Source organism: Chitinophaga filiformis, assembly GCF_021646545.1.
Lineage (GTDB): Bacteria > Bacteroidota > Bacteroidia > Chitinophagales > Chitinophagaceae > Chitinophaga > Chitinophaga filiformis_A.
The window spans coordinates 77,875-95,465 of record NZ_JAKIRP010000008.1 but is presented as its reverse complement, the minus strand read 5'-3'; the positions used below and the strand labels follow the sequence as shown (position 1 = coordinate 95,465).

General features: G+C 46.3%; 13 protein-coding genes. 7 read left to right on the top strand and 6 right to left on the bottom strand.

Going from position 1 to position 17,591, the window contains the following annotated elements:
• Positions 1–225 precede the first annotated feature (225 nt).
• Positions 226–672, top strand: coding sequence for a hypothetical protein (locus tag L3C95_RS19645; protein ID WP_236390260.1), 447 nt, complete (start codon positions 226–228; stop codon positions 670–672).
• Between the two features lie 166 nt (positions 673–838).
• On the opposite strand, the gene L3C95_RS19640 is transcribed toward L3C95_RS19645, so the two are convergent.
• Positions 839–1,057: a hypothetical protein gene (locus L3C95_RS19640; protein WP_236390258.1), complete on the bottom strand. Its 219-nt coding sequence runs from the start codon at positions 1,055–1,057 to the stop codon at positions 839–841.
• A 660-nt stretch (positions 1,058–1,717) separates the two neighbouring features.
• Between L3C95_RS19640 and L3C95_RS19635 the strand changes: the two genes are divergently transcribed.
• Complete coding sequence (locus L3C95_RS19635) at positions 1,718–2,761, top strand: DUF2167 domain-containing protein (protein ID WP_236390256.1); 1,044 nt, start codon at positions 1,718–1,720, stop codon at positions 2,759–2,761.
• Positions 2,762–2,934: 173 nt separating this feature from the next.
• Here the strand turns inward: L3C95_RS19635 and L3C95_RS19630 are convergent, their stop codons facing one another.
• The 4 genes from L3C95_RS19630 to L3C95_RS19615 all read right to left on the bottom strand — a co-directional run bounded on the left by L3C95_RS19630 (position 2,935) and on the right by L3C95_RS19615 (position 6,275).
• Positions 2,935–3,435, bottom strand: coding sequence for a hypothetical protein (locus tag L3C95_RS19630; protein WP_236390254.1), 501 nt, complete (start codon positions 3,433–3,435; stop codon positions 2,935–2,937).
• Between the two features lie 140 nt (positions 3,436–3,575).
• Entirely contained in the window at positions 3,576–4,529 is a 954-nt protein-coding gene (locus tag L3C95_RS19625) for a tetratricopeptide repeat protein (RefSeq protein WP_236390253.1), read from the bottom strand.
• A gap of 39 nt (positions 4,530–4,568) precedes the next feature.
• Entirely contained in the window at positions 4,569–5,225 is a 657-nt protein-coding gene (locus L3C95_RS19620; protein ID WP_236390252.1) for a hypothetical protein, read from the bottom strand.
• Positions 5,226–5,642: 417 nt separating this feature from the next.
• Positions 5,643–6,275, bottom strand: a complete 633-nt coding sequence (locus L3C95_RS19615; protein ID WP_236390251.1) for a hypothetical protein — start codon at positions 6,273–6,275, stop codon at positions 5,643–5,645.
• A 211-nt stretch (positions 6,276–6,486) separates the two neighbouring features.
• Here L3C95_RS19615 and L3C95_RS19610 point away from each other — a divergent pair, with 211 nt between their 5' ends.
• The 5 genes from L3C95_RS19610 (at position 6,487) to L3C95_RS19590 (ending at position 16,919) form a co-directional block, all read left to right on the top strand.
• A complete protein-coding gene (locus L3C95_RS19610) occupies positions 6,487–10,569 on the top strand; it encodes a two-component regulator propeller domain-containing protein (RefSeq protein ID WP_236390250.1) in 4,083 nt (1,360 codons plus the stop codon).
• Between the two features lie 124 nt (positions 10,570–10,693).
• The gene (locus tag L3C95_RS19605) at positions 10,694–13,678 is read left to right on the top strand and encodes a SusC/RagA family TonB-linked outer membrane protein (protein WP_236390249.1); all 2,985 of its coding nucleotides are present in this window, start codon (positions 10,694–10,696) and stop codon (positions 13,676–13,678) included.
• A 24-nt stretch (positions 13,679–13,702) separates the two neighbouring features.
• A complete protein-coding gene (locus tag L3C95_RS19600; RefSeq protein ID WP_236390248.1) occupies positions 13,703–15,214 on the top strand; it encodes a RagB/SusD family nutrient uptake outer membrane protein in 1,512 nt (503 codons plus the stop codon).
• Between the two features lie 4 nt (positions 15,215–15,218).
• Complete coding sequence (locus L3C95_RS19595; protein WP_236390247.1) at positions 15,219–16,250, top strand: glycoside hydrolase family 43 protein; 1,032 nt, start codon at positions 15,219–15,221, stop codon at positions 16,248–16,250.
• A gap of 126 nt (positions 16,251–16,376) precedes the next feature.
• Positions 16,377–16,919: an STM3941 family protein gene (locus tag L3C95_RS19590; RefSeq protein WP_236390245.1), complete on the top strand. Its 543-nt coding sequence runs from the start codon at positions 16,377–16,379 to the stop codon at positions 16,917–16,919.
• Between the two features lie 64 nt (positions 16,920–16,983).
• On the opposite strand, the gene L3C95_RS19585 is transcribed toward L3C95_RS19590, so the two are convergent.
• Positions 16,984–17,559, bottom strand: a complete 576-nt coding sequence (locus L3C95_RS19585; RefSeq protein ID WP_236390243.1) for a YdeI/OmpD-associated family protein — start codon at positions 17,557–17,559, stop codon at positions 16,984–16,986.
• Between the last annotated feature and the right edge of the window lie 32 nt (positions 17,560–17,591).

Genomic DNA, 17,591 nt, shown 5'->3' with positions numbered 1-17,591 from the left:
ATAATAAAGAAAATACCATATAGTATGAGTGAAGTTCCGTCTGGCCGCTGCAGGTGTATTCGGCACTATCCGGAAAAGTTGCAGTAATTATTGACGAATTATATAGTATACTTTTATTTTATCATATTTAAATAAAAAATGTATTTTTATTTTGAAATTAGCCCTATAGACTATAAGTCTAAGCTATACCCTTAAACAAGTAATATTAAATTAGCATTTATTCCCATGATCCGTCCAATTTTTATCGCTTTACTAATTGCGTTCTCCTCAACTTCTGTATTTGCGGGCATTAAAATTCCTATGGGGGAAAGAGAAGTATTAAAGAAAGTGTATGACTTACCAGATACCGATGAATTTAAGTCAGACCATGGCAATTTTATTGACGTGGCGACACTTCATAAAGAATACAACATCGCTTACTTCCTACCATTATACGTCACAGAAGAACCTAAATTGGTTCTCTTCGATGAAAAATCGGACTCTTTTTATGATATGCCGCAAGACAAAGTAGATGCAATTTTAGCATCACAAAAGCAAAACAAAGAACAACTTAATAAATTGCCTTTCTACACAAGATATGGCGGTAAAATAGTTGCGCTGTTGATTATCGGGGCATTGATCTGGGGTGTTATTCCTTCAAAGAAAGAAGAAGAAGAACCTGCGAACAGTTAACTTGACTTTATTAATTTCAAAAGCCTTCAGATCGAAAGACTTGAAGGCTGTTTTGTTGAATGTCGCCCGATGAACAGTCTCATTTATCAGGCTTTCGTATATTCAGGAACGATTCCTCTAAACCAGCGGCACGTAACGTCCCCATTGCCTGCATCTGCATATTTTGTCAGCTTACACTTACCAGTTGCTTCAATTCTGCGAGTATATTGTCAAAAGAATAGTCTCCGATACAAGCCTTCTCGAGCTTTATCAACCGATTTCGCCGGCTATAGATCTCAACAAATTCTTTCGCTTGCTTGCTCGTACCTCCCGGGTCTTTACCACATTTAAAGGTTATGTCCGGATAATTGTAATCTTTGACTTCCGTCCCATTAAGTAAGGTCATGGTTCTTAAAGTTATTCTCTTAACAATTGGGTCAAAAGTAATACTCACAAACATTTTATCGAATAACAGATCTATTGTCAAAAGCAAGATAAGCACAAAAGTAATTACCCATTCTCCCATGGAACCGGAGAACCGGTTAGGCCTAAGAATTGGTAGTAAAAATTGAGAGCCGATTAGTGCAGCAATTCCAATAAGAAGTCTAAAAATATAAGTGCTTCTTTCTTTTAAGTTTTCATTTTCAAAGTGTCGGGGAGAATGCATAGGTCAGGGATTAACATTTATCTATAGTCTCTTGTTAAGTTAACGCTTTTTTTCAAAACGACAGAAGAAGTTATATACAGTCCCCCCTTCTTCCCCGAGCAAATACGAACAGCACTGCATGGTCCGTGCTAGCCGGAAGTGCTGTAATTGCCAGCTAGCTGCTACATATATCCTTGATGCGGTCATTAGCTATGGCATAGCCTTAACGCCGGACTTGCGCGGCCGGGGAAGGGTGCAGTGGGGGCTTTTTACATTTGTTTGAAAACATAAACTATTTTTCTATATTTGCACGTTCAGGACAATAACGTTTAATATTCAGGTTTACCCCTTTAAGAAATTATCATAAATAAATCCCTTTATCGAACTACAACCGAATACTACATGCTAAAAACTTTGTACATGACTGTACTGTTGCTGGGTGCATTGACCCTGAATGCAGCAGTTCCCGCTAAAGATTCTACTGAGATCTATAAAGAGCAACTGGAGCACTTCATTGATTCTGTGAGAAAAGCGCAGAAATTTGAAACCGGCCTGATCAACCTTCCGGGCGGTAAAGCCACGGTTGACGTGCCTAAAGGATTCAAATTCCTCAACCAGCAACAGAGTAAATGGGTATTGACAGAACTCTGGGGTAATCCTCCTTCCGGTGCTGAGGATGTACTAGGTATGATATTTCCGGAAAACTCCGACCCTTTTACTGATGGCTCTTATGTTTTTGTCGTTGAGTACGAAGACATGGGGTACGTGAAAGATGACGATGCGGAAAAGATCGACTATGACGACATGCTGAAGAAGATGCAGGAAGACGAAAAAGAAACCAACAAAGCGCGTGTACAAGGTGGTTACCCTACCCTGCATTTCGTTGGATGGGCACAGAAGCCCTATTATGACAAGGAAAAGAAAGTACTGCACTGGGCCAAGGAAATCAAATTTGGCGACCAGGAAGGTGCTAATACGCTGAATTACGACGTACGTGTACTGGGACGTCATGGCGTTCTTTCTCTGAAAGCCGTTTGTACGATGGATGAATTGCCACTCGTTAAAGCCAACATCGACAAGGTATTGAATATGTCCTCCTTTACCAGTGGTAATGCCTATAGTGATTTTGATCCGAAGATCGACAAGATAGCGGTATGGACCATCGGCGGACTGGTAGCAGGTAAGGTACTTGCAAAGGCTGGCTTATTCGCTGTTTTACTGAAGTTCCTGGCTGCAGGCTGGAAGTTCATCGCTATTGGTTTCCTTGCATTGATCGGCTTCCTGAAAAACCTTTTCTCCCGTAAAAAGAAAGAGAAAGACATCGACACTGCTGATCTGGCGACGACCGAGGAACAGGATACAGTGGCTGTGGAAGAGGAAGCACCCGCTGCGGAAGGACTTGCAGCAGATCATACTCCGGCCCCGGAAGCTGGTAATAGTGATAAGACATCCGGCAACGTATAATTGAAATTAGTTCTTGGATAAGCCCTCATAAAGTCAACTTTATGGGGGCTTTTTACTGACGCGTAGTACCGTATCCGTTTTCCCGACACCAATTCTCAACGTTCCGCTTTACAGAACACGACGAATAAGATTTCTTCCTGCAGGTGTATCCTAGAGGAAGAAATCTTAATAAACTAATTGATCTTCACTAACCGCTCCTTCATTGCACCATCGACATGTTCTACATCGATAATAGTCAGAGATGGTTCAGTTCCCGCTTGTGGCTTCAATGTCTTGTAGATCTGCTTATCTGCATTGCCAACTTTCCACATACCTCCAGTCAGCGGATCCACGACTAACATACCAACAGCTCCGCCGATCAGGATGTTTCCGAAATACCAACCATTTAATTTAAAATGGATAGGCATTGTAAATTCCTCATATCCGGGTTTAGTGAACTTTACAGTATACCGGGCCGGAGAAAAGTAGCCGGCACCGGATTTCAGTCGTACCGTAGCGGGTGTATTGCCGCTAAAGACTTCACGCCCCTTTTTGTTGGTAATCACCAATTTGGCATCGCCGGGATGAGAATTTACTACGAAGGTGTAACGGGTACCTCCAAAAATAGTAGCGCAGGATGAAAAGGTAAGTGCGGCGACAATGGCCATGCCACACATCATAGATGCTTTTTTCACAGTACAGGGATTAGATTTTAGTTAAATATTGAAATGTGTGTTAACGCTAGCCAAGATATCATTCATTTTCCAGCTTTTCAAAATAAAAACAGCTCCTTTTAAACTGGTTAATGGATGCGGGCTCACTTTCTCTCATGTTATTATTTTGTCTTTAGCAAGCAGTGCTTTTCTAACAGCTCCTGCACCTCATTACCATACATGGGTGTAAATCCTAGTTCTATAGCATGCTGAAGGTCCTCACAGGCTTTATCCTGCTGTTTCATAGCAAGGTGGATGAGGGCACTGTTACGGAAAGCATAAGAGTTGGCCGGATAATATTTGATCGAGAGCTCAATATCTTTAAGGGCCCCTTTCAGATCGTTCATTTTGTATTTCACGTAGCCTCTGTTGTTATAGGCCACACCATCGTTCGGAGAAAGTTCAAGCACCCTGTTGAACATCGCGATTGCCTTTTTGTATTCACCAAAATCTATATAGCGGAAACCGAGATTGCCGATGGCGCTGACTTCGTTCGCAGAAAGACGGACGGCCTTCTCGAGGTATGTGATACCTTCCCTTGGCTTACCGAGATCATCGAGGATAGAACCCATACTGATAAGGGCCTGTATGTTGACAGAATCAAAAGTCAGTGCTGTCTTAAAGTCTTCGTATGCGCCCTGGAAATCACGTTTCATCTGACGCGCGCTACCACGGTTGCCGATCATACTGTACTTCAGGGTATCGTTGCCTTTGATCAGTTTTATGGCCTGGTTATAGTCTTCGATCCCCTCGTCCGGCATCTGGAAAGACAGAAAAACGGATGCACGATGAGAGTATATGTAAGGATTTTGCGGATCCAGCATGAGCGCGGCGTTAAAGTTGAACAGTGCGGTATCTGCGATATCCTTGCGCATGTAGATCTCACCGCGCAGATCAAAGTATTCTGCATTTTTGCGGTTGCTGATAAGGCGGTTTACGATGGTCAATGCCTCATCATATTTTCCACCGGAGAGGAGGGCCGCAGCCTGATCAAATAGCAACGAGTCTTGTTTTGTTTGCTGTGCAGCAGCGAACAGGGTTGCCAGGAGCAGTAACAAGGTCAATATTGATTTCATATAAAGGGATAAAGTTGTGCAAATATATTATGTTTCTCATTAATCGACCAGGATCCGGGACGTATAGTCGATGATGAAGCTTTTCAGGAAGTCGTCCAGGTTTTCTTCTCCCATGTTCTCCTTTTGCAGCAGGGAGGCCTTGAGTTGCTGGTATTCATCTGTTTTCTTAAAGGCCAGGAACTGTTTGTTTTTAAAGGCTTCATATTTGCGGTAGCTAAGGTGTTTATCTTTTTTGACGGCTCCTTTGTCTATTTCCAGCAGGATGTAGTGCTTGTAGCTGGAACCGTATCCCATATGCACATAATTGACCAATTTACCATAAGGGATGACCAGCAGACCTGTCATCCAGTCGACCTTGATATCAGTTTGTCCTGGAAAAACCTGCTCCAGGACGCTTTGAAATTTCGTACCGTATCCGTCTTTTCTGGCTGTGTCCCTCACCATGACCTCGATATCCTTCAAGTAAAGCGTACCCTCGCGTACTTCGAAGGTTGCAATGTATCCCCGCCAGAGTGCTGTGGAGGAGAGTCCTGCCCGGGGACGTTTCTCCGGATGCCGGGTAAAATAACTTTCCAGGGGATTGCTATGCATGTTGTACTCCTTCCCCTTATAGACGATCTTATCGGGAAATTGGGCGGTGGAGAAGGCGGTGAGCTTTAAAAGGACAATTAACAAAACAGTAAGTAACACTTTCATGTATTTCATTTTTTGTGAGATGCAGATTGTCCCTAAATTCCATAAATGTAACCTGTGTCCGTTTGGAAACGTATTCGCTTTGAAACCTGTCAAAACAAGTGAACCCTTAATTTAAACTCCCAACCTCACATTTTTGTATTTCGTCCCACATTTTTGCGGCTTGTATACATCATTTTGCAGTTTATATACATCGCCCGAAAAGGCAGGGATAATAGTGCTAACATTGCATCAGCAGCCGCAATAAACAGGACCGCGTGGGCTGGGCGCAGTAACACGTATCTGAAGTTTACAAACGGAAACAGTTCTTTGACATATTGTACACAATGGGGATAGTACTTCAACAACATGCACCGGATAGGTGGCCGCGTAGACTTATGCTTCAGCCGTGCTGATCGCCCATCAATATCTCACTCATCATCATCCAATACTCTTCTTCCTCTCTTCCCTCATCGCCGCGATATACTCCGGTAACGTACTCAACTCCGGATATCCATCTTCTTCAGGATCGCCAGGCAACTCGGTTATCGCATACACATTAATATACTGCGCAAACATCTTCTCGCCCAATACACTTTGCAAGAGCAAAAAAATAGCTGTATCAAGATGCTCACTTTGTTTAATAAGCTCATAATCCTTAAAATGGATCACCAGGTTCAGCTTGTCCGGATGTTTCTCATCTTCAATGGCAGTAAACCACATTTCAGATGGAGACAGGTCAAGGTCTTCGTACTCGATCCCCTCATTGTCTTCTTCCGCCGGAATCAGCGCGGTAAACGTCCAATGATCAATTGTCGGCGCTTTTGATACCAGGAATTCTGCATCATCAAAGAAATCTTCATCACCTTCAGCAGTAATGATAAGCTCACCTTCATTATTCACATCACTACGCATCTCGAAAAACAGGCTGGTACAATACAGATGAAGTCTTTCCGTGAGCTCTCCAAACAATTCTTCGCACTCTTCCGGATCCATTTCCCTGAAAAAGCGGAAGTCTTCACTCTTCTCTTCAAACCAACGCCAGAATTTTGCTGCATCATTACTTCTAAGCATATCTTGTCCGTTTTGTGGCTGTGTATAGCCGGGGGTAACACTTAAATTTATACCCGCAAGGTAACTCTATTTCATCATATTACACTTCTCTCCTATCACATCTCATATTCAACATTTTCCGTCCGGGAATTTCATTTATTAAAATAAGTTCCGTACATTTTCTGACAGTCGTTATGAAATAAAATAAGGGACAGTATAAATTACAGTGAATATGAAAAAATATCTGAGGCTTGCCATCCTCTGGGTATGGTGTGTGTATTGCTTGCCAGTCAATTCCTTTGCTGCTGCTCCACCTCTGCTTACCTATCTGGGTATTGAACAGGGACTCTCCAATAATGCGGTCACCAGCATCTACCAGGACCACAACGGTTTTATGTGGTTTGGCACTTACGACGGATTAAACCGCTACGATGGCTACAATTTCACTGTATACAGGAATGAATTCAACGACAGTAATTCCCTGGCTAACAACCGGATTGCCTGCATCACTGAAGATCATCACAAACGCCTCTGGATTGGCACCCGGGGCGGCATTAGCATTTACAGTAATACCACCGGTCGTTTCTCGGGCCTGCAGTACCTCCCTTACAAAGCCTCAAAGGCGAAGAAGATCCTGGTACCCGTGAACGCTATCCTGCCCGGAGCAAAAGAAACCATATTCATTGGCACCAACGGAGAAGGACTGCTTGTGTATAAGTCCTCAGGCCCCGCCAGACAGGCGCCGCTCAGGTACCAGGATGCTATTACTACCCAATATGAAGTTTCATCGATCACAATAGACGCCTCCGGCCAGACCTGGTTATTTGTACGCAACTTCGGGCTCTGTACTTATGACAACAACAGCGGCGTGGTAAGGGTCATCAACGATAATATCAGGAACGGGATCGCCTTACAGGCAGATCATAAAGGCCAGCTGTGGCTGGGTACCGACGAAGGCCTATATAAATATAACCTCGCTGCCAATACCTTCACCAGCGTGCTTACTACCCATTCCAAAAGGGTCGTGCATCTCATCATCGACCGGTATAATACACTGTGGATTGCCTCCGACGGGGAAGGTATTTTCACAATGCCACTATCTACAGAAAAGATCACCCAACTGGCTTCTCCCGGGAATAAAGACCTGCTTACCAGCACAGCTGTATTCTCCATCTTTGAAGATCGTGAAGGACGCAAATGGATAGGAACCCTCCGTGGAGGCGTTAATATCCTCGATCCGGGAAAAGCCGGCTTTGCGCGCATCACCCATGATCCACTGAACACCAATAGCCTCATCAATGATTTCACCCTGTCCCTCTGCGAAGATGCGGATCATAATATATGGATCGGTACAGATGGCGGCGGACTAAGTATCTGGAACAGGAAACAGAACCGGTTTACCAACTTCAGACACCTGGCCGGTAATGATGCTTCCCTGTGCAGCGATTTTGTGACGAGTATTATCCGCGACTTCCAGGATAATATCTGGATCTCTACCTGGGGCACAGGCATCTACCGCTACAACAAATCAAAACGTTCTTTTGACCATTATGCCTGCTTCAACCAGGCAAACAGTACAGAAGATAAAAACACCTGGCTGCTCTACGAGGATGCCGCAAAAACACTCTGGGCGGGTGTCTGCACAGGCAGCCCCTTATACCGTTTCAACAGAGCTGCCAACCGGTTCGAAATATTCGACAGCCACCTTACCAATATTCTTTCCATGGCGGAAGATAACAAAGGCGACTTCTGGGCGGGCGACTATACCTCGCTGATAAAGATCGACAGAGCGACGAAACATCACCAGGTATATAATATCGGGTATCCTGTGCGGGTATTTCACCAGGACAAAGCCGGCAATTGCTGGATAGGTACTGAAGGCGGCGGCCTGCTCCTGTTTAACAGGGAAACCGGCACCTATGTGCGATACACAAAAGCCGACGGCCTTGCCAACAACTCCATCCTGAAAATACTGGAAGACAAGAGCGGTAACCTGTGGATCAGCACCTTCTATGGTATCTCAAGATTCAGTCCCTGGCAGAAAACCTTCAAGAACTATTCGCAGTCTGACGGACTGCTCTCCAATCAGCTGAACTATAATGCTGCACTGGCACTGCCGTCTGGTGAGTTTATGTTTGGCGGCATCAAAGGACTGAATATTTTCTACCCCGACAGTCTGCCTTCTTTCTCAGGTACACCCGGGATATTGCTGACAGGTTTAAAAGTTGATAATGTGCCCATTGAGCAGGCGGACCGCTATGTTACCGGAAGAACGGCAGATCATATCACCTCACTGAAGATACCTTATAACAAAGCTGTGCTGGCGCTCGATTTCGTATCACCCGAGTACTCGGCGCCCGACAAAATAGACTACGCCTATTACCTGGATGGATGGGATAAAGGATGGAACTATGTCGGCAAATCCAGAACTGCTAACTATACCCGCCTGCATGAAGGCGACTATACCTTCCGGATAAAAACGACCAATACGGAAGGCGTCTGGAATGCCCGGGAATATACCCTGCAGATCACCATCCTGCCACCCTGGTATCGTACCTGGTGGGCATACCTGCTGTACATGGCAGCCATCGCAGGAATGGCGTACACCTACCTGCAGTACAAGGCGCAAAAAACTAAACTGGCCTTCGACATCCGCCTGGCGCGCCTCGAAACAGAAAAGGAGAAAGAGCTGAACGAAAAGAAACTGGCCTTTTTTACGAATATCTCACACGAGTTCAGGACACCTTTAACGCTGATTATCAATCCGGTCAAAGAGCTACTGAACAATACCGATAAGACTCCCGGCAACGGACTGGAAGTTGTATACCGGAATGCCCGGCGCCTGCTTAGTCTTGTCGACCAGCTGCTACTGTTCCGCAAAGCGGATAGTGAGATGGACAGACTGAAAATCACCCGGATGAACTTCCATAACCTTTGCAGAGAAGTATACCTGTCCTTTAGTCAGCAGGCCAAAGGAAAACAGATCGATTATATATTCAATTGCTCCAATCCGCAGCTGGAAGTATACGCAGATAGGGAGAAGATCGAGATCGTCCTGTTTAACCTGCTGTCAAACGCCCTGAAGTTTACACCTGAAAATGGAACAGTCAGCATTATTGTCAATGAAGTGGAAGATAATATTACCGTCAACATCACCGATACCGGCTGTGGCATCAGCGAAGATGCCGGGCAACGACTGTTCGAAAAATTCTACCAGGTAAAGGAAAAACAGACCTCCGGTAAAGCCGGTTTTGGTATAGGTCTCTACCTGTCAAAACATTTCATCGAAAGCCATAAAGGTGAGATATCCCTCACCAGCTCCCCCGGACAAGGCACCTCCTTCACGGTGCAGCTCAGGAAGGGCACCAGCCATTTCGCCGGACAATACATTTTTGAAGAGATGAGCGACGATCCGGCCATGCTGGAAGAACTGATGGGTAATATCACCAGTGAGATATCCCTGGAACGGCCGGGAGCTGATAATGAACAAAGTCCGCTGGAAGACATCTTTACCAGTAAACGGTCTATATTGGTGGTGGATGATAATGCCGAGATCAGAGGCTATCTGCAACTGCTCTTCCGTGAAAAGTTTATTTTCCTGGAGGCAGATAATGGCGAGGATGGACTGAAGCTAGCCAGGGAACATTTCCCGGATATTATAATAAGTGACGTACTGATGAAGGGAATGGACGGTATGGAATTGTGTACCACCATCAAACAGGATCCGTCCCTCAGCCATATCCCGATTATCCTGCTCACCGGCAACCCGTCCCAGGAGATCAAACTGAAGGGCATTGAATGCGGAGCGGACGACTACATTACCAAACCTTTTGAACAGGACCTTCTCCTGGCCCGTATTGAGAACATCCTCCAGAACAGAAACGCCCTGCAGGATTACTTTTACGACAAGATCACCCTGAAAAAGAACGACGCCAGGATCTCCGCCGAATACAAACATTTCCTGGAACGCTGCATCACCATCGTCGAGGACAACCTGGACAAGGATACTTTTAATATTAAGATGCTGGCTGCAGAAATAGGCATGAGCCATTCCAATCTCTATAAGAAAGTAAAATCCATTTCCGGTCATTCCGTCAATGCCTTTATCCGCTTTATCCGTTTACGCCGGGCAGCAGTCCTGCTGCTTAGTACAGATTGTAATGTGAATGAAGCCGCCTTCGGGGTGGGGCTCAATGACATGAAATATTTCAGGAAGCAATTCTCTAAGCTTTTCGGTATGAACCCTTCCGAATACATTAAAAAGTACCGCAGCTCCTTCAACAAAGATTTTAACGTGGTCAACTGGAAGGAATAGGTCCCGTTTTACCATTTTAGCGCCCATATTTGATCATTTCCCCCCTGTTGTCTACCGGCAGGTGGTCATATCATTGCACTGAACAACGACCAATCTTCCACGGTACAAAAATTAAAACGCTGTCATGAAAAGTAATCTGACGTTATGGAAAAAACTGGCCCTTTGCCTTATTTTCAGCAGTTATGCCATGGCCCTCTATGCACAACAACCCGTCACCGGAAGGGTCACCGCCGGCGACACCGTTCTGCCGGGCGTAGTGGTGTACATAAAAGGTAAAGGCCTGAACACACAGACCGACAACAACGGCCGGTACTCCATCAATGCTCCCGCCGGGGCCATCCTTACCTTCAGCCTGATGGGCTACACCAGTAAAGAAGTGGCGGTAAACAACCGGAGCACCATTAATGTGCAACTCGAATCTTCTACCCAGGGTTTGGGAGAAGTGGTAGTTGTAGGTTATGGCACCCAGAAAAGAAAAGATCTCACAGGTGCTATCGCCTCCTTAAATGCGACCGCCTATAAAGATCAGCCGGTGTTGAACGCCTCCTCCGCCCTCCAGGGCAGGGTTGCAGGTGTGTCTGTGGCCAACAGCTCCGGTGCACCAGGTGGTGCGGTAAAGATCCGCATCAGGGGTGCTAATTCCATCAATGCCAGCAACGACCCGCTGTATGTAATCGACGGGGTAGCGCTGAGCAGCATCAGCATCCAGGACATCAATGTAAACGACATCGCCTCCATGGAGGTGCTGAAAGATGCCTCTGCGACCGCTATTTATGGTTCCCGCGGTGCCAACGGGGTGATCATCATCACTACCAAAAGCGGCAAGTCCGGCGATATGCATCTGGAATACAACGGCTTCCTGAGTACCAATAGCCCTATGAAGAAGTATAAACTGCTGGACGCACAGGGATATGCGACATTGGCAAATCATATTGCAGGCACGAATGTCTTCGCTGATCCTGCTTCTTATGCAGGTAAAACCACCGACTGGCAGGACCTGGTCTTCCAGACCGGTACTACACAGAACCACCAGCTGTCTGTTTCCGGCGGTACAGAAAAATCGCGCTATTATATCTCCGGATATTATGTGAACCAATCCGGCCTCCTGTTGAACACCAGCCAGGAAAAGTTCGCACTACGCGCCAACCTGGACAGCAGATTGAGCAAAAAAGTGAGCATAGGTGTAGGCATCTTCGCCGGACATTCCAACTCTCACAATAACGGCGATATTGGCGGCAAGGGCAATCCCGTAATGTCAGCCCTCGCATGGGCGCCTACCGAACCGGTATATGACTCCGGTACCCAGTACAACCGCTTTGCCATCTCTCCTATCTGGGCCAACCCATATATGACCATCAAGGAAAGGAAGAACGATAACTCCGCCAACTCAATAGTGCTCAACGGCCGACTCAAATATGACATCACAGACTGGCTCTCCCTGAACGTGAACGTAGGTCTGGATGCGAATATCGCCCGCACCGCTTATCTGAATAACGACTGGGTAAGTCCGGGTAATCCCGGCTCCGGCCAGAGCTCACTGGAGAACTATACCATCCAGAACAGCAACTCCCTTACCTTCCACAAGAAGTTCAACGAGAAGCATGACTTTACCCTGATGGGTATCGTAGAGGAAACTTCCAGTAAGTTCAATTCGTTTGCAGCATCAGGTTCCGGCCTGACGTCTACCTCCAATGGTTATAATAACCTGGGACTGAACACCTCACAGGGTATATCTTCCACATACACCAACTGGGCATTGCTCTCCTATGTGGGCAGGGCTTCCTACACCTTCAACGATAAATATCTTATTACCGCAACCTACCGTGCAGACGGTTCGTCCAAGTTCCAGAGTACAGCCAATAAATGGGGGTATTTCCCATCCGTTGGTCTTGGCTGGCGACTGTCTGAAGAGTCTTTCATCAAAGACCTGAACATTTTCTCTAACCTGAAGCTGCGCGGTAGCTGGGGTATTACAGGTAACCAGTCCATTAATCCCTATAGCAGTCTGGGCCTACTCAGTGGCGTACAATACTCCTACGGCGGTACCACCCTTTATCAGGGTTACCTCCTGGGTAGTCCCAGCAATCCTGATCTCAAATGGGAAACAACTAAACAAACTGATATAGGTGTGGATATGGGTTTACTTGGCGGAAGAGTGAACATTACGGCCGACTACTATAACAAAAACACAAAAGACCTGCTGTTGCAGGTGCCTATTGCCAGCTATGATGGTGGTGGAACGATGTATAAGAACGTAGGTGCTGTCAATAACAAGGGATTTGAAGTCTTTGTGGAAGTTGCCGCCGTTCAAACGCCTGATTTCTCCTGGACAGCCACTATCAATGCATCCTCTTACAGGAACAAGGTAACGAGCCTGGGTAAAGACTCTATCCTGTACCGTCCCGTTATCGGCGGAGGCCTGATCAACACCAACATACAGGTAGTGAAAACCGGTCAGGCACTGGGCGCCTTCTACCTGATACCATGGCAGGGCATCTATACTTCCGACGACAATACACTGGGCTATAAGACTGGCGACAATCATTACAGGGACGTAAGCGGCAACGGTTCTATCGGCTACGAAGACCGCGTGATTGCTGGCAGCGCCCTGCCGAAATTCCTGTGGGGCTTTAACAACAACTTCCATTACAAACAGTTTGAACTGAATGTATTTGTGCAGGCATCACACGGCAATAAGATCTTCAACGCCACCTACGCAGGTATTGCAGCGCCTACGAGCGATGTGAAATATCCTACACTGGCGGAATCGGCCAACTACGCTACCAGTAAGAATACCGGCGCGGAATGGGCTGATCCGGCGAGTAAAACAAACCGCAGCTATGTTGAGTCTACACAGTATCTGCAGGATGGTAGTTATGTACGACTGAAGAACATCAGTCTTTCCTACTCTCTGCTGAAGAAGACCACCCGCTTTGCCGATATACGTTTTACGCTGAGCGCGCAGAACCTGTATACTATCACTAAATATAAAGGCTATGATCCGGAGGCCACCTCGACTTCGGCTACCAGCGATGCTGATGCCGGTATTGACCTGGGGGCTTATCCCTCCCCACGCACTGTCACATTCGGGGTGAATATTTCTTTATAAGTGATCACATTAAACACGTACAACATGAAACTACATAAAATCGCTCCGCTGCTGCTTTTGCTCTTTACCTCCTGCAGTAAGGATTTCCTGAAGGAAGACCCGAGAAGCAACCTGACACCGGATAACTTTTATAAAACTGCCGATGATCTGAATATGGCCACTATCGGGTTGTATACACAAATGAACGGCGCGTTCAATCAGTCTGCAGGCTTTTCCACCCTCTGGGGCGGTGATGATATCACCGTGGCCCGCGCGGGTAACAAGATATCTTATTCTGATTTTGATACTTACCAGGCTAACTCTTCCAACGATCGTATGACGAACTGGTGGAACTATTTCTACTCTACTATTAAGTCCAGCAATTCGCTGATCAATAACTATCAGAACGCCACAGGTGCAACAGAAACGGCCCGTAACAATGCCGCAGGACAAGCATATTTCTTCCGTGCCCTGAGCTACTTCTTCCTTACCCGTACCTGGGGTCCTGTACCACTGATCACTGATAATAAAGTAGACTATACCCGCGCCAAAGCGGAACCCGCAGCTATTTATGCGCTGATAGTGGAAGACCTGCAGAAGGCAGAAAGCATGCTGCCCGATGGCTGGGATGGCACCAAAAGACAGAACGGCGTTGATATACCACCTACACGCGGTTCTGCAAAAGCGCTGCTGGCAAACGTATACCTGACCATGGCAGGCTGGCCATTGAAACAAACCGACAAATATGCACTGGCAGCTGCCAAAGCTAAAGAAGTGATTGATGGCAGGTCTACCTGGGGTTATGATCTCGTGTCTAACTTTGCCGATCTGTGGAAGAAAACTGGAAAGTTCAACCACGAAACAGTATTCGGTTGCTATTACAATGTAAGTGTTTCCGGTTGGGCCTGGGAAAACTACAATATGCTTACACCCAACGCTTACGCACCCGATGATGAAGGCGGCTGGGGGGACGGCTACGCAGAGATCAATTTCTACAAGAAATTCCCTGCCGGACCAAGAAAAGACGCTACTTATCAGATGGTGTATTATCTGAACAATGATCCTAATAATGCCGTTGACTGGACTAAAGTACAGCGTAAACACCCATACTTCTTCAAGTTCCGCGACGACGATGCCTTTAATCCGACAAACCACGTGAATAGTAACTGGATAGGTAGCCATACTGTTCCTGTGATCCGTTATGCAGAGGTCTTGTTGACATACGCCGAAGCACAGGCTATGTCAGCCACTCCTGATGCAACTGCATACGCTGCCATTAACCTTGTCAGGAATAGAGCCGGACTGGGAGATCTCGTTGCCGGACTGTCTCAAAGCGCCTTCCGCGACTCAGTGGTAGCAGAACGTGGTTGGGAGTTTGCCGGTGTTGAACCTGCAGCCCGCTGGTATGACCTGATACGTACAGAAACAGTAAAGAAGGCCAACTCAGACAGGGATCCATCAGAAGAAGCACTGAAGAATATTCCTGACGACGCTACGCATACTTTTTACTGGGCGCCTATACCAATCGGCGATCAGCAACTCAACTCAAATCTCTGAGCGTATGAAAATAATTGTGGCCTTATGGTCATTGATGCTGGTAATACCAGTATCAATGACAGGCTTTGCCCAACAGCAATCAAGTATCATCCCCGGGGCTGTATGGACAGATACAGATGGTAATCCGATCAATGCCCACGGTGGCGGCATGTTATACTACGCCGGAACCTGGTACTGGTACGGCGAAATAAAGAAAGGCGATACCTGGAGAGTGCCCGGCTCTACCTGGGAGAACAACCGGGTAAACGCAGGCGGTGTCTCCTGCTATTCATCGAAAGACCTGTTACATTGGAAATATGAAAGTGTCGCCCTGGCGCCTGACAGCAATGATAGCACATCCGATCTTCACATCAGCAAGGTAATAGAGAGACCGAAGGTGATCTATAACAAAAAGACTGGCAAATTCGTCATGTGGATGCATATCGATTCTCAGGACTACAGCTACGCTCGTTCGGGCGTAGCCGTGGGCGACCAACCCGAAGGCCCTTTCCGCTACATCGGCAGCGTACGACCTAATGGTAATATGGCCCGGGACATGACCATTTTCCAGGACGATGACGGCAAAGCCTATCACTTTTATTCATCAGAAGAGAACCAGACCATGCACATCTGCGAACTGACGGACGACTACCTTTCGCATACCCCCAACGATCACCGCATACTTATAAAGCAGGCCAGGGAAGCTCCGGCGGTATGTAAATACAATAACCGCTTTTACCTGTTCACATCAGGCTGCACTGGCTGGTCGCCCAATGCGGCGTCTTATGCCACAGCAGATAGTATTATGGGCACCTGGACAGAGCACACCAATCCCTGCCAGGGCACAGACGCAGACAGTACTTTCCATGCACAGAGCACGTTTGTACTGCCTGTAAGCCGACAAGCGAATGCGTTTATCTTTATGGCGGATAGGTGGAATAAGAATGATCTGGAAACATCACGATATATATGGCTGCCGCTGACATTTGATGCGGAGGATAAGCCAGGTGTACAGTGGAAGGATGAGTGGAAGTTGAGTGGATTAACGGGTAATTGATTGATTGATAGTAAAGCTGGAGGGTTGCTTATCTTATAGCAAGGTTAAGTGACCCTCTTTATTTTTTCACCCCGGAAAGAATGCTGGGATTTTTCGTACTTTACATATCTCTATAAAATCTCTGCTATGCCTACCGGTGAAATAATCGAAATTCCATCTAGTAAAAAGAAACTGATCAAGACCTTAATCGGCGGTATTTTCCTCGTTACCGCAGCCATATGGATGCTGGTTTCTGATCATGTAAGCACAAATTTCCTACTCCGGCTCCCATACGTTAAGAACGGCGTTGCCATTGCAGGCATTCTTCTCTTTGCGGTAGGGAGCTTTTTTATTGTTAAAAGATTGCGCAATAAAAAAGCGGGGTTGATCATCAGTGATGATGGTATTATTGATAATATGAGTGCGGCTAATCCCGGCCTTATTCCATGGAGTGATATTGAGGAAGTAGTAAGTAACAGCGTCATGAAACAGGAATTCCTGACCTTAATAGTCAGGAATCCGGAAGAATATATTGGCCGTCAGCGTAGTTTTCTGATCCGCAAAACGATGCAGCTAAACTTCAAGAGTTATGGATCTCCTATCCAGATCCCTCTCAATAATCTTAAAGCCAGTCCGGCCGAAATAAAAAATATTGTAGCAACGAAGATGATTGGACGGCGGTCTGTCTAACAGACATTACGCGAAACAGAAGTGCGATTGGAAGATCTTAACACAGGCTGTTGAAAAGACTTCTTTAGTCCATCAACCCTTTGCCATCGAGAATCTGCTGCATGCATTTCTCCACCCTTGACACCCTTGTCTTAGATTGCTTTGGTGCAGAAAAATGAAGCAGGTAGGCGCGCTGTCTTCCCGGCGTCAACGCTTCAAAAGCAGTTTTTAAGTCCGGGCGTTCATCTAACTTTTGCTGAAACTCTTCAGCCACTTCGAATTCTGTCGTCTTTTTATATTCCACTTTCAAACCAGCCCTTTCTACTTCAATCGCCTCGTATACATAAGATTTCAGGATCTGCACCATCCCGTTTATCTCCTTCACATTAGTGAACCGGATCTGGCGTGTTGCCTGGGTATTCTCTGTCTGCTGGATCAGCACACCTTCAGGGTCACTTAACAAAGCACCCTTGAAAAACAGCATTGCACAGTATTCTTTAAAAGTATGTATCAGGACGACATTATTCCCCTCATACGTATAACAGGGTGTTCCCCATTTGAATTCCTCATTCAGCTGACAATCAAGAATAATCGCCCTCAATTTCTCCAGTTCCTTCTCCCATTTCGATTTCGCTATGTATGCGTCAACTTTAGAATGCATGGTATGATTGATTGGTTAGTAAATAGATTTAC

Coding starts and splice junctions, on each gene's coding strand:
- L3C95_RS19620 (WP_236390252.1), bottom strand. CDS start 5,225: ATGAAAGTGTTACTTACTGTTTTGTTAATTGTCCTTTTAAAGCTCACC.
- L3C95_RS19615 (WP_236390251.1), bottom strand. CDS start 6,275: ATGCTTAGAAGTAATGATGCAGCAAAATTCTGGCGTTGGTTTGAAGAG.
- L3C95_RS19640 (WP_236390258.1), bottom strand. CDS start 1,057: ATGACCTTACTTAATGGGACGGAAGTCAAAGATTACAATTATCCGGAC.
- L3C95_RS19595 (WP_236390247.1), top strand. CDS start 15,219: ATGAAAATAATTGTGGCCTTATGGTCATTGATGCTGGTAATACCAGTA.
- L3C95_RS19585 (WP_236390243.1), bottom strand. CDS start 17,559: ATGCATTCTAAAGTTGACGCATACATAGCGAAATCGAAATGGGAGAAG.
- L3C95_RS19645 (WP_236390260.1), top strand. CDS start 226: ATGATCCGTCCAATTTTTATCGCTTTACTAATTGCGTTCTCCTCAACT.
- L3C95_RS19600 (WP_236390248.1), top strand. CDS start 13,703: ATGAAACTACATAAAATCGCTCCGCTGCTGCTTTTGCTCTTTACCTCC.
- L3C95_RS19625 (WP_236390253.1), bottom strand. CDS start 4,529: ATGAAATCAATATTGACCTTGTTACTGCTCCTGGCAACCCTGTTCGCT.
- L3C95_RS19635 (WP_236390256.1), top strand. CDS start 1,718: ATGACTGTACTGTTGCTGGGTGCATTGACCCTGAATGCAGCAGTTCCC.
- L3C95_RS19610 (WP_236390250.1), top strand. CDS start 6,487: ATGAAAAAATATCTGAGGCTTGCCATCCTCTGGGTATGGTGTGTGTAT.
- L3C95_RS19605 (WP_236390249.1), top strand. CDS start 10,694: ATGAAAAGTAATCTGACGTTATGGAAAAAACTGGCCCTTTGCCTTATT.
- L3C95_RS19590 (WP_236390245.1), top strand. CDS start 16,377: ATGCCTACCGGTGAAATAATCGAAATTCCATCTAGTAAAAAGAAACTG.